The following is a 12,168-nucleotide window of genomic DNA, read 5'->3' as shown; positions in this document are numbered from 1 at the left end:
ATGCTTGTAGCAAGACCGGGAGCGGTCAGTCCCATCCGCCCCCGGAATGGACAGAGGCTACGCCGCGGTTTTGCAGTGCGACAAGCAGAGGCGCTGCAAGCGCGAAGGAATTTCGTCGCACTATTGCAAAAATGTATCACAATGTAACAGGTGGCTGGCGGATTCGTGCGTCTGCCCGAAACGCAACACCCTTCTGGCGGTGGGGCCCTTCAGTGCACCGGCGGATCCACCGGCGGGACCGCGCCGATCGGCGCGACCGGTTCGCCCGGTTCGCGCGGGGGAAGCGCGTTTTCGGGCACGTCGTCGATCTGCATCGCGCGCGTGGGGATCATTTCGAGATTGCGCACCCGCACGCGCACGTCGCCATTTTCGAAGGTGAGTTCGTTGAAGCTGGGCGGGGTCGAGCGAACGCGCTTCGACAGGGTGCCTGCGCCGATCATCCGCACCGGCCCATTGGGCGTGGGATGGATCAGATCGAACGCATCGTGGACATGGCCTGATAGCACCGCGAGCACGTTGCGGCGGGCGAGTTCCGAAAGGGCACGAGCCCCCCCGCGGGTGAGCGCCTTGCCGCGCGTGCCGGCTTCGACCAGCGGATGGTGGCAGGCGACGACGGCGCGGGTGCCGGCAGGCAGCGCATCGATCCGGGCAAGCGTATCGGCCAGTGCGCCTGCGCCGACCACGCCTTTCGACCAGTTGAGCCGCCATTGCGCGCGCGCCGTGGTCTTGAGCGGGACGATCGCCGCGCCGGGCAAAGGCACTTCACGTTCGACCACCGCCTCGATCGAGCGGAAGCGGCGATAGGGATCGACGAAGCGTTCGACGAGATTGAAGTAGGGCAGATCGTGGTTGCCGACCTCAACCGTGACCGGCACGTCAAGCGCGCTGATCCATTGGCACGCGGCGCGGAATTCGCGATGGCGCGCCCGCATGGTGAGATCGCCGGTGATGGCGATGGCATCGGGCCGTTCTTCGCGCACGCAGTCGACCACCCAGTCGAGCGCGCGGGTATCTTCGAGGCCGAAGTGGATGTCGCTGATATGGAACACGCGGGTCATGCGCGCCTCACTCCCCCGGCGCGCCCGCGCGGTCAACCTCAGCCTGCCGCAGCCGACCCGAGAAACTGCACGGGCAGCGTCACGCTGGTGAAGGTTTCGCGGGTGGCGCCATCGAAGCGTTCGCCATCGATCATCAGCGCAATCGGTTCGTCGCTTTCGACCGTGACGCGCGGGCAGGTGCCGAGCTTGTCGTGCGGACCGGCGCGGAAATCGCGCTTGACCAGCATCGCGACGCCTTGCGCGGCGACTTCGCCGATCCCTTCGGCGTCATAGCCATCGAGCGTGAGATCGCCCTTCACCGCATCGACGCGCAAGGCACGATAGCCTTCGGGCTTGCCGACTACGGGATCGACCACGCGCACCGGCGCGCCGCTGGCGGTGTTGCGCACCGCTTCGCCCAGGGCGCTGGCGATGGTCTGCAGATCGAGATCGCGCACCCCTTCGCGCACATCGGCCCAGGTCGCGCCGGGCCCGGCCAGCACTTCGATCAGCGCAGGCCCTTGCGAGGTTTCGACCGCCTGGAGCTGGCGCGACGCGAGGCTGCCCGACGCGAGCGCGCCGACGATGGCTTCGACCGAGCAATCGGAGCCATGCAGCGTCTTGGCGAGCAGGTTCTGCGTACCGCCCGGCAGGACCAGAACCTGGCCGCCCCATTCCCCCAGCTTGCGGACCTGCGAATTGATCGTGCCGTCACCAGTGAAGATGGCGAGCGTCGCCACTCCGGCTGCATCGAGCGCGGCAGCATCGGGCAGATCATCGTCCGGAAAGCGCACGACGCGCGCCGGAGCATGGCCCGCGTCGGTCAGCCGCGCGACCAGATCGGCGCAGGAGTCTTCATTGTTGCTGCCGCTGGCGGCATTGACCACCAGCCAGAGCGAAGCGGAAGATGCGGGAGCTGCTTGGTTCATCGCGCCCCAAACCACGCGCAGGCGCGGCGGTTCCCGTCAGACCCGGCGGGTGAGGATGAGCCAGCCGGCAAGCGCCCCCAGCGCGCTGTACCCGGCATAAGCCAGCGCCGCCCAGGCCGCGCCCTGCGCCGCCAGCAGCAGCGCGGCGACCAGCATCAGGAATTCGACACCGAGCGCAAGGCGCCGGTTCATCGCATGATAGAACCACGGCATCTGTTCGATCAGCGGATGGCCGCTTTCGAACACGGCGCGATGCAGCGCGAAATTGCCGACGCCGAACAGGAAGATCACGAGAATCGCCATGCCAGGGAGAGCCTAGGCCCCTGCCCGCACGCTGTCAGCACCTTCGTAGGCGGGCCTTCCCTGCCGTTCGCAGACCGGGAGATGCGGTTCGTCGGACGCGCGCGCCGTTGGTCGGCATGATTCGCGGGCCCATCGACCTTGCCGTGCGGGGCGCGGCGGGGGCCCCTAGGAAAAGGGCATGCGGCGGCGGTGAGGCAACCCCCCGAACCCTGCAACCGCCGCCGCAACCGTGAACCCAAGCATACCGTACCCGACCCGTACCCACGAATTGTCCCGAACCCATCGATCCAGGAGCACTGCCATGACCCGTTCGATCTTCCGCCCGCTCGCCACCGTTGCCGCTCTTGCCATCGCGGCCAGCGCCACCACCGCCTTTGCCCAGGGCGCCGACACGGTGACCCGCACCAAGGTCGTCAGCTTCTCGGACCTCGACCTTGCCAGCGCGCAGGGCCAGGCCCAGCTCGACGCCCGGCTGCGCCGCGCCGCGGGAGCGGTCTGCAATGTAGAGGCAGGTCCGCACCCGCTGGCCGAAAAGCGTGTCGAGACGCGCTGCTACAACGAAGCGCTGAAGTCGGCCCGCGCCAGCTACGCCATGGTCCGCCAGCAGCCGGCGATGGCCCGCTGAGGCAACGCCAGTTCCCGCCGCCTTCGCATCGGCAATGCCATTAGCGTCGTATCCAGCCAGTCCCACGGCGCGACGGGCATTCCGGGGCGAAGCGGACGAGAGGGGCAGGTTTCCGCCAAGACGGAGGCCTGCCCCGTTTCTTTGCGCGTTCCGGCCAGCGCTTTCGGATCAGGTGGTGACGGCGCGCGGACGCGGCCGTTCGGCCTCGGCATCGACATCCGACCGCATGCGCCAGGCAAGGTCGTGCCCGCAGACTTCGCGATCATCGTGCGCCCGGATCGAGATCGGCTTGATCGGACGGCCGTCGCGCTGGTCGCACAGCACCGGATCGGACGGCGCGCCGCCCCACTTTTCGCCCCACTGCCGCAGCGCGAGCATGGCGGGAAGCAGGTCGATGCCCTTGTCGGTCAGGCGATATTCGATGCGGCGGCGGTCATCGGCGCAATGTTCCCTTTTGAGAACACCGGCTTCCACCAGCCTTGACAGACGATTCGAAAGGATGTTGCGGGCGATGCCAAGCACATCGAGGAAATCCTCGAAATGGCGGACCCCGTTGAACGCGGCGCGCAGGATCATGAACGACCAGCGTTCGCCCATCGCCTCCAGCGCGACAGGCAGGCCACACAGGGCGAGATCGGCGAGGGGTTCCCTAAGCTTGTCCATGCCCATCGCTTACTCCATCTGTCACACGAGGTTAAGTTTCTAGTTGCAACTTAAAACCTACAGTGATAGGTAGTGATTCGCAACGGAAATCGCATCCTCTCCCACCAGCCGTTCTCCCCCCAGGGCCACGGCGCGCGAGATCCGCCGCTAAAAAGGGGAATGACCATGACTGTTCTTGCCAATGGCGCGCTGCGCCAGCTCCTTCCGGCCGTGCTCGCACTTGCCGGGACCGCCTTCAGCTTCGGCGTGACCGCCACCCCGTCGCACGCCGCAGCTTCATACTATTCGGTCACGCTGGCGAGCCCGCTGACCGCGCCCAAGCGCTTCATCAACGGCGAGACGCCGTGGGCCTGCGCCGGCACCGAGTGCAGCGCGCCGCGCGACACCTCGCGCGCCGAAGTGGTCTGCGCCCGTCTCGTCAAGAAGGTCGGCCCTGTTGCCCGCTTCGCCACGCCCGAAGGCGAGCTGGCGGCCGACGACCTGACCAAGTGCAACGGCGGGAAGTAAGCTCCGCCGCTTCACTTCGACCATCTCTCTCCAGCGCGGGCCCTGCCACCCTACCTTTGCCATGCGCTGGTCCTCAAAGGCCGCGAAGGGTTCCTGGCCCGTCGCGGCCTCCTTTTTGTTCATGACCGGTCGAGGTCGCGCACCTATAGCAGCGCGATGCGCTCGATTGCCCTTATCGCCGCCGCGGCCTCGCTGATCGCCGCCACGCCGCCCGCGCCGAAGCCCGACCTGTCGCGCCTGACCGCGACTCATCGGCAGGACCTGCAATGCGCGGCGACGCTGGCGCTGGCAGCCCAGGCCCAGGCGCAGGGCGACGATGCCGTGCGCGATGCACCGCCGCTGGCCGTGCGGGGCAAGCGCTACTTCGCACAAGTGGGCCTGCGCGTGGCGCGCGAAGCGGGCCTGACGCCCGAACAGGTGCGCGACCTGCTGACCACGGACGTCATTGCCCTGCAGAAGGCCGCCGATCCCGACGCGGCGCTGCGTGCCAGCCTGACGCCGTGCCTTGCGCGGCTGGAAGCCGAGGTGCCGCCGCTCAAGACGCCGGACCTGCTCCAGTGCACCGCGATCCTTGCCATCGCGTACGAAGAACTGCACGCCCGCGCCGGGCTCACCCCGGCGGCGCAGGACCTCAAGACGCTGGCTTCGGTGCTGTCGGCGCGCGAGCACGAGGCGCTGGTCGCTTCCGGCAAGAGCGGCGACGAAGCGGATGCGGCGATCGCGATGGCGCACGATGCCATGCTGCAGGAAGCGTTCGAGGGCGACGGGGTCGAAGCCTACGACATCGCGCACTGCTACGACCTCGCCAAGCCGGATCCCAAGTCGCACTATTGAGCATCGGCCCGGCGCCACCATATTGCGCGCCAGATCCCAGGAGATTTTGCATGGCCGACAAGCTGAACCTGACCGAAGCCGAATGGCGCCAGCGCCTGACCCCCGAACAGTACCACGTGCTGCGCGAAGCGGGGACCGAGCGCGCCTTCACCGGCAAGTACGACAAGAACAAGGCCGAGGGCGAGTACTTCTGCGCCGGCTGCGGCGCGCCGCTGTTCGAAAGCGAGTCCAAGTTCGACAGCGGCTGCGGCTGGCCCAGCTTTACCGCGCCGGTCGATGCGCAGGTGGTGGACGAACACGTCGACACCTCGCACGGAATGATTCGCACCGAAGTGCGCTGCGCGCGCTGCGACGGGCACCTGGGCCACGTGTTCCCCGATGGCCCGGCACCCACCGGCCTGCGCTATTGCATGAACAGCGCCGCGCTGGACTTCACCCCTCGCGACTGAGCCGGATGCGCCATCGCATATAAACGCAAAGTTCCGATTAACCCTGCGTTACAAATTGCCTATGCAGAGGCCCTGCGCAGCGCGCCGGTGACAGTGCGCCGCGCGGGGTCGCGCAACCGGACAACGAGGGAAGAACCGAACACCGATGGCGAGAAGGGATACGCCGCGCCGCCCGAACAACGACGGCGGACCGGAACGCACGCCGGATCGCCGTCGCGCGCCGCAGGGCCGCGAGGGTTCGTTCCTTGGCCGCATGGTCCGTCGCCTGATCGTCTGGGGCGGCGGGGTGGCGCTGCTGGGCGTGATCGGCGTGGCGGTGGCGGTGCTGATCACCGCGCGGTCGCTGCCGAGCTACGACCGGCTCAAGTCCAGCCAGGCCGGGCAGATGATCGTGGTGCGCGCCAACGACGGTTCGGAAATCGTCACCCTGGGGCCGAGCTACGGCAAGTGGGTGCCCTATTCCCGCATCCCCGAGGTGATGAAGGATGCGATGATATCGGTCGAGGACCGGCGCTTCCGCGAACACTGGGGCGTCGATCCGATCGGCATCGTGCGATCGGTGATGGTGCGCGTGCAGAGCGGGCATTGGCGGCAGGGCGGATCGACGATCACCCAGCAGCTGGCGCGCAACGTGTTCCTGAACAACAGCCGCACCTTCGACCGCAAGATCCGCGAGGCGGTGCTGGCGATGGCGCTGGAAAGCAAGTTCAGCAAGAACCAGATCCTCGAGCTGTACCTCAACAAGGTCTACTTCGGCGGTGGCGCCTATGGCGTCGATTCGGCCGCTCGCAAGTTCTTCGGCCACCCCGGCGACCAGCTGACGCTGGAAGAAGCCGCGATCATCGCGGGGCTGGTCAAGGCGCCTTCGCATTATTCGCCGACGGCCGATGCGCAGGCCGCCGTCGATCGCGCCAAGGTCGTCGTCGAGACGATGAAGGATGCCGGCAACCTGACTCCGGCCGCGGCAGCTTCCGCCAACTTCGACAACGTCCACCTGGCCGCCGAGCAGGGGCAGAATTCGGCCCGCTACTTCACCGACTGGGTGCTGCCGCAGCTCGACCTCGTCGTGCCCGAAGTCGACCAGCCGATCGAGGTTTGGACCACGCTCGACCCGGTGGCCCAGCGCGCGGCGACATCGTCGTTGCAGGGCAATGTGCCAAGCGGCGTGCAGGGCGCGCTGGTCAGCGTCGACCGCGATGGCGCGGTGCTGGCGATGGTCGGCGGCACCGATTACGTGACCAGCAACTACAACCGCGCGACCAATGCCGTGCGCCAGCCGGGTTCGGCGTGGAAGCTGTTCGTCTACCTCGCCGCGCTCGAGGCCGGGTACACGCCCGATGACCGCGTGGTAGACGAGCCGGTGACGATCCAGGGCTGGAGCCCGCGCAATTCGGGCGGCACCTATGCCGGGCCGATCGACGTGCGTACGGCCTTCGCCTATTCCAAGAACACCGTTGCCGCGCAGCTCGGCAACGAAGTGGGCTTTGGCGCGGTGGCCAACATGGCGCGGCGCTTTGGCATCACAACGCCGATCAACACCCAGCCTTCTATGGTGCTGGGCACCAGCGACGTACGCGTGATCGACATGGTGCGCGCCTTTGCCGAAGTGCAGGCCAAGGGCACGACAGTGGTGCCCTATGGTATCCGCAAGGTGACCACGACCGACGGCGAAGTGCTGTACAGCCATCGCCCCGAAACGCAGCAGCAGCTGGTGCCGAACTATGTGGCGGCGGCGATCACCGACCTGTTGCAGACCGCGGTCAGCACCGGGACGGGGCGTGCCGCGCAGATCGGGCGACCGGTCGCGGGCAAGACCGGTACCACCAGTTCGAACAAGGACGGCTGGTTCCTGGGCTTTTCGAGCGGGATCACCACCGGCGTGTGGATGGGCCGCGACGACGCGCGCCCGGTGCCCGGCCTGCAGGGCGGCACCGCGCCCGCCCGCGCCTTTGCCGCGTACATGAAGGTTGCCACCGCCAAGCGCCCGCCCGAGCCGTTCGAGACGCAGCTGAAGCTGCCGCAATGGCAGCTCGAACCCGATGACGAGGCGATGCAGGCCAATCCGGACGACTATTTCTACGTCGATCCGAACGGCAACGTGGTCAACCAGGACGGACGCCGCCAGGGCGATGGCTCAGGCGATGCCGACCAGCAGCCGGTGCCGCAGGACGAGAACGACGCCCCGCCGCCGGCGGCCGCCAACGACGACTTCCTAGACCGGGCGACCGGGCGACAGGATTCGGCGCGGCAGCGGCAGATGTCCGCCCCGGCGCAGCGCCCGCCGCGCCCCGGCGCGACGGCACGCCCCCTGCCCCCGATCGGCAATCCGCCGCAATAGGAAGCCCGATCGCTAGGCACTGATTGCAAAGGGCGCGAACCAAACGCGCGCCGGTTCGTTAGTCGGGCAACGGGCATGACCCGTATCGCGACAGGAGACGAACATGGGACTGCTTCGACTGGCCGCCGCGGGTGCGGTGGGCTACTTCATCTGGAACAAGTTCAAGGGGCAGGAGAGTGAGCCCCAGCACGCGGCCTTTGCGCATGGCGAGCACACCGGCGACAATTTCGCCAAGGTGCGCAGCGCCGGGACCGAAGGCATGCGTTCGGACCCCAAGCGCTGGGACAAGGTTGACGAAGCCGCCGACGAAAGCTTCCCGGCGAGCGATCCGCCCTCGACCTACTGATCGGGCAATCCGCCCGATCCTGGCCGGTCGGACTATTTCACCAGTTCGACCGGCTGGAACTCTCCAAGACCGCAGGCACCGCGCGTCATCGGCGGATTGGTCTGGATCACGCGGATGATGTCGGTCGAACACAGCTGCGACAGCGATGTTTCGTAGGAGAAGGCGCGTTCGAAGCCGAGTCCGCTGCACGGATAGGGCAAGGTATTGCGATACCAGCGGTTGCCCGATGTGCGGAAGTCGATCGTCCGGTCATCGCGCACGCGGCTTTCCGAAATCTGGGCGATGGGTATGCAGCTCTGAGCGGGACCGGCGCTGCGCGCCACCGGCACATCCTTGCGCTGGGCCGTACCTGCACCTTGCCCCATCGGGGCACAGGCAGCGAGGCCGAGAATCAGCGCGGCGATAGGTCCTGCTTTCATGGCTTGCTCTCCTTCTTGCCCCGCGGCTTTTTCGCCGCTTCGGGCTTGGCACCCTTTTCCAGCACTTTCGCCTTGTAGCTGCACAGGTCGACGACCGGGCAGCGCCAGCATTCGGGCGTCCGCGCCTTGCAAACATAGCGACCGTGCAGGATCAGCCAATGATGCGCCCCGACCCGGAACGGCTGGGGCACCTTCCTTTCGAGCTGCTTCTCGACCGCCAGCGGGGTCTTGCCCCGGGCAAGCCCGGTGCGATTGCCCACGCGGAAGATATGCGTGTCGACCGCAAAGGTTTCCGCACCGAACGCACAATTGAGCACCACGTTCGCGGTCTTGCGCCCGACGCCCGGCAGCAGGGTGAGCGCATCGCGGTCCGCCGGGACCTCGCCGCCATGATCGCGCACGAGGATTTCGGCCATGGCGATGACGTTCTTCGCCTTGGAATTGAACAGGCCGATCGTCTTGATGTGCGCCTTGAGCCCCTCTTCGCCGAGGGCCAGCATCTGCGCCGGGGTCTTCACTTTGGCGAACAGCTTTCGCGTGGCCTTGTTGACGCCGACGTCGGTCGACTGGGCCGAAAGCGTGACTGCGACGAGCAACTGGTAGACGTTGCCGAATTCGAGCTCGGTGTCCGGCGAGGGATTGGCCTCTGCCAGGCGGCGGAAGAATTCGAAGATATCGTCCTTCTTCAAAGGTCGAGCACCTCGCCCATGGCGTAGCGGCCGGGCTTGCGGCCGATGATCCATTCGGCCGCGCGGATCGCCCCGCGCGCGAAGATGCCGCGATTTTCGGCAAGGTGCGAAAACGTCAGGCGTTCGTTATCGGCCAGGAAGTGGACCGAATGATCGCCCGCGACGCTGCCGCCGCGCAGGCTGGCGAAGCCGATCGTGCCCGCCTTGCGCGCACCGGTGATGCCGTCGCGGCCGCGCACCGCTTCTTCGTGCAGATCGACGCCGCGACCGCGCGCCGCCGCCTCGCCCAGAAGCAGCGCAGTGCCGGATGGCGCGTCTACCTTCATGCGGTGGTGCGTCTCGACGATCTCGATGTCCCAGTCCTCGCCCAGCCGCTGCGCCGCTTCGCGCACGAGGTGAGCGAGCAGCGTGACGCCGAGCGAGGTATTGCCCGTCTGGAGCACGGGGATCGATACGGCGGCGGCATCGACCAGCCAGTGATGGCGTTCTTCCAGCCCGGTGGTGCCGATCACCACCGGAATGCCGGCGTGGATCGCGGCATCGAGATTGTGTTCGAGCGCGGCGGGTGCGGAGAAATCGACCAGCACTTCGCTTGCCGCGGCGAGGGCCTGGACATCGCCGCCCTTGTCGATACCGCCCGCAAGGTCATGCCCCGCTGCCGTGACAGCCGCCTGCAGCGCCTGCCCCATGCGCCCTGCGCTGCCGATAATCCCGATTCTTGCCATGTCCCAGTTCCCGAGCCCTGATCGGGCGCTTCATGGGCGGGAATCGGGGATGGCGCAACCGTCAGGCGGCGAGCGCGCGCGCCACTGCGGAATCCCTTCCGCCTTCGCGCTGGCCGGTGCGGAAGCCGCCGATCAGCCGCGCGAGATAGCCCGCCTGTTCGGCCAGGTGCCGCGATGCCGCCGTGCTTTCTTCGACCATGGCCGCGTTCTGCTGGGTGAAGCTGTCCATCTGGCGCACCGTCTGGTTGACTTCGTTGACGCTGTTGAGCTGCTCCACCGCGGCACTGGCGATCGCGTCGGCAAGTTCGGAAATCTCCCCGATACGGCTGACCAGGCGTTCGAGCGCCTGGTCCATCTCGCCCACCAGCGACACCCCGGTGCGAACCTGGTCGGCGCTTGCGGTGATGCGCTGCTTGATATCGCGGGCGGCGTCGGACGAGCGCTGCGCCAGCGCACGCACTTCGCTGGCCACGACGGCAAAGCCCTTGCCCGCATCGCCCGCGCGGGCCGCCTCGACGCCGGCATTGAGCGCCAGCAGGTTAGTCTGGAACGCAATCCCGTCGATCACCGTGATGATCTGCGCAATCTCATCAGACCCGCGCTCGATCCCGCCCATCGCGTCGATCGCGCGGCGAATGACGGCCCCGCCGGCATCGATTTCGGCACGGAAGGCGGAAACCACGTCGCTGGTCTGGCGGGCGGACTGCGTGGTCTGTTCGACGCGTGCGGCGATTTCGCCGATGGCGACGGCCATTTCCTCGAGCCCCGACGCCTGCCGCTCGGTGCGCTGCGACAGATCCTCGGACGCCGAGCGGATCTCGCCCGAACCGTTGGTGACCGTCGCCGCGCCCTGCGCCACGGCGGAAAATGCACCCTCAAGCTTTACCATGGCGGCGTTGAAATCGGCCTGGAGATTGGCGAAGGCGCCGTCGAATTGTCCTTCGAGCCGGGCCTGAAGGTCTCCGGCGGCAAGACGTTCAAGCGCGCCGGCAAGCGCACCGATCGCGGCGGCCTGCGCCTGTTCGACGTGCATCTTGGCGCGGGCGTTGGCGCGGAAGACGTCCACCGCATCGTGCATGCGCACGATTTCCAGCGCGTTCGCCGGCGCGCGCGGCAGTGGCTCGAGATGCCCCTGCGCAAGCGTCGCCATTTCCTCGGCCAAGGCATCGAGCGGTTTACCGACGACGGTGACCGCCGCGCGGCGGACGAGCCAGGCCAGACCCGCAATCATCACCAGCGCCGAAACCAGCAGCACGATTTCGATCGTGCGCGCCGTCGCCATGATGCCGCTCACCGGCAGATCGACGCGGACCGACCAGACCTGATCGAAGCCCGCGAAGCGGACCGGCCGCTCGACGCGCAAGACCTTGCCCAGCACCGGGTCGTCGACCTCGCTCATGTCGGGAACCGCGGCAGGTGCGGGCTTGCCGATCTGGCCCGCATTGGCGGTGTAGGCCTGAAGCCGGCCGGCGGAGAGCACGGTGATGCGCCCGCCATACGGCACCTTCACCGCGCCCATCCACTTCTGCAGATCATCGAGCGCCAGATCGATCCCCACGACGCCAAGGCCACGTCCACCTTCGATGACTGGCAGCGCGATCGAAGTCATCAGCACGGTGCGGCCGCCGACCTTGTATTCGTAGGGTTCAAGCAGGACCGGCCGGCCGCTGTTGTGCGCCAGCAGATAATAGTCGCCGGCGCCCGACTTGTCGTAATCGGTGAGCGGTTCAAGGGCGATGTCCGTGCCCTCACGATGCCAATAAGGAACGAAACGGCCGGTGGTGTCATGCCCCTGCGCGCCCCCGAACGCGGCGTCACGGCCGTCGAAGGCGTTGGGCTCCCATGCGGTCCAGGTGGCAAGAAGTTCGGGATTGCCCCGAAGCGTCGCCGACAGCAGGCCGTTATGGAAGGCCCGGTCGCTGGCGCCTTGCCGGCGGGCCGCGACGAGAGCATCGCGCATGGCTGCAACGACACCCATCGGATGCTCGAACTGGCTGCGCACGTCGGCGACGGCCTGCGCCGCCGCGATCTGCCCTGCCTCTGTCGCCTGAACCTGCGCGGAACGTTCGCACAGGAATGCGGTCAGCAGCGAACAGGCCACGATCATGGCAGCGATCGCGAGCGCAGCGCGCGTGCTGAGCCGGGCGGCCAGCGTCTTCAGGCTATTCGAATCGTTCATCAAAACATTCCCCAGGATGCCGCCACCTTGCCCGCTGGCTGGGAACGTGGGCCTTTCTTCCTCATCGGGAAGATTGCGTAAGTTGCGCTTCCCCTTTTTGTACTCGCCTGCCCGCAACGCCTGCG

The 12,168-nt window shown here is 67.3% G+C and carries 14 protein-coding genes; 6 read left to right on the top strand and 8 right to left on the bottom strand.

Annotated elements, in window-relative coordinates; all coding sequences use genetic code 11:
* Nucleotides 1–209: 209 nt before the first annotated feature.
* Genes HHL27_RS19230 through HHL27_RS19220 form a run of 3 tightly spaced genes read right to left on the bottom strand, consistent with a single transcriptional unit; the run spans nucleotide 210 to nucleotide 2,269 of the window.
* A complete protein-coding gene (locus HHL27_RS19230) occupies nucleotides 210–1,058 on the bottom strand; it encodes a metallophosphoesterase family protein (RefSeq protein ID WP_169495016.1) in 849 nt (282 codons plus the stop codon).
* 38 nt (nucleotides 1,059–1,096) lie between these two features.
* Nucleotides 1,097–1,966, bottom strand: coding sequence for a diacylglycerol kinase family protein (locus HHL27_RS19225; RefSeq protein WP_169495015.1), 870 nt, complete (start codon nucleotides 1,964–1,966; stop codon nucleotides 1,097–1,099).
* 36 nt (nucleotides 1,967–2,002) lie between these two features.
* Nucleotides 2,003–2,269 (bottom strand): hypothetical protein, encoded by a 267-nt coding sequence (locus HHL27_RS19220; RefSeq protein WP_169495014.1) that lies wholly within the window; start codon nucleotides 2,267–2,269, stop codon nucleotides 2,003–2,005.
* Nucleotides 2,270–2,570: 301 nt separating this feature from the next.
* On the opposite strand from HHL27_RS19220, the gene HHL27_RS19215 reads away from it, so the two are divergent.
* Entirely contained in the window at nucleotides 2,571–2,894 is a 324-nt protein-coding gene (locus HHL27_RS19215; RefSeq protein ID WP_169495013.1) for a UrcA family protein, read from the top strand.
* 168 nt (nucleotides 2,895–3,062) lie between these two features.
* Here the strand turns inward: HHL27_RS19215 and HHL27_RS19210 are convergent, their stop codons facing one another.
* Nucleotides 3,063–3,557, bottom strand: coding sequence for a winged helix-turn-helix transcriptional regulator (locus HHL27_RS19210; protein ID WP_206069723.1), 495 nt, complete (start codon nucleotides 3,555–3,557; stop codon nucleotides 3,063–3,065).
* 165 nt (nucleotides 3,558–3,722) lie between these two features.
* Between HHL27_RS19210 and HHL27_RS19205 the strand changes: the two genes are divergently transcribed.
* The 5 genes from HHL27_RS19205 to HHL27_RS19185 all read left to right on the top strand — a co-directional run bounded on the left by HHL27_RS19205 (nucleotide 3,723) and on the right by HHL27_RS19185 (nucleotide 8,031).
* The gene (locus tag HHL27_RS19205; protein WP_206069722.1) at nucleotides 3,723–4,064 is read left to right on the top strand and encodes a DUF8200 family protein; all 342 of its coding nucleotides are present in this window, start codon (nucleotides 3,723–3,725) and stop codon (nucleotides 4,062–4,064) included.
* 156 nt (nucleotides 4,065–4,220) lie between these two features.
* Nucleotides 4,221–4,898 (top strand): hypothetical protein, encoded by a 678-nt coding sequence (locus tag HHL27_RS19200; protein WP_169495012.1) that lies wholly within the window; start codon nucleotides 4,221–4,223, stop codon nucleotides 4,896–4,898.
* 50 nt (nucleotides 4,899–4,948) lie between these two features.
* Complete coding sequence (msrB, locus tag HHL27_RS19195; RefSeq protein ID WP_169495011.1) at nucleotides 4,949–5,347, top strand: peptide-methionine (R)-S-oxide reductase MsrB; 399 nt, start codon at nucleotides 4,949–4,951, stop codon at nucleotides 5,345–5,347.
* A gap of 145 nt (nucleotides 5,348–5,492) precedes the next feature.
* A complete protein-coding gene (locus tag HHL27_RS19190; RefSeq protein WP_169495010.1) occupies nucleotides 5,493–7,685 on the top strand; it encodes a transglycosylase domain-containing protein in 2,193 nt (730 codons plus the stop codon).
* A 103-nt stretch (nucleotides 7,686–7,788) separates the two neighbouring features.
* Nucleotides 7,789–8,031: a hypothetical protein gene (locus tag HHL27_RS19185; RefSeq protein WP_169495009.1), complete on the top strand. Its 243-nt coding sequence runs from the start codon at nucleotides 7,789–7,791 to the stop codon at nucleotides 8,029–8,031.
* 32 nt (nucleotides 8,032–8,063) lie between these two features.
* Here the strand turns inward: HHL27_RS19185 and HHL27_RS19180 are convergent, their stop codons facing one another.
* From HHL27_RS19180 to HHL27_RS19165, 4 genes are all read right to left on the bottom strand, one after another.
* Nucleotides 8,064–8,450, bottom strand: coding sequence for a DUF6491 family protein (locus tag HHL27_RS19180; RefSeq protein ID WP_240960052.1), 387 nt, complete (start codon nucleotides 8,448–8,450; stop codon nucleotides 8,064–8,066).
* A complete protein-coding gene (gene nth, locus HHL27_RS19175) occupies nucleotides 8,447–9,139 on the bottom strand; it encodes an endonuclease III (protein WP_169495008.1) in 693 nt (230 codons plus the stop codon). The genes HHL27_RS19180 and nth overlap by 4 nt, the downstream gene beginning before the upstream one ends.
* Nucleotides 9,136–9,864 (bottom strand): 4-hydroxy-tetrahydrodipicolinate reductase, encoded by a 729-nt coding sequence (gene dapB, locus HHL27_RS19170; protein WP_169495007.1) that lies wholly within the window; start codon nucleotides 9,862–9,864, stop codon nucleotides 9,136–9,138. Before dapB ends, nth begins: the two co-directional genes overlap by 4 nt.
* A gap of 61 nt (nucleotides 9,865–9,925) precedes the next feature.
* Entirely contained in the window at nucleotides 9,926–12,043 is a 2,118-nt protein-coding gene (locus HHL27_RS19165; protein WP_169495006.1) for a methyl-accepting chemotaxis protein, read from the bottom strand.
* Nucleotides 12,044–12,168 lie beyond the last annotated feature (125 nt).

It is taken from the genome of Novosphingobium olei, from assembly GCF_012927405.1.
GTDB lineage: Bacteria > Pseudomonadota > Alphaproteobacteria > Sphingomonadales > Sphingomonadaceae > Novosphingobium > Novosphingobium olei.
The sequence above is the reverse complement of the archived record's forward strand: the minus strand, read 5'-3'. Positions and strand labels throughout refer to the sequence as shown.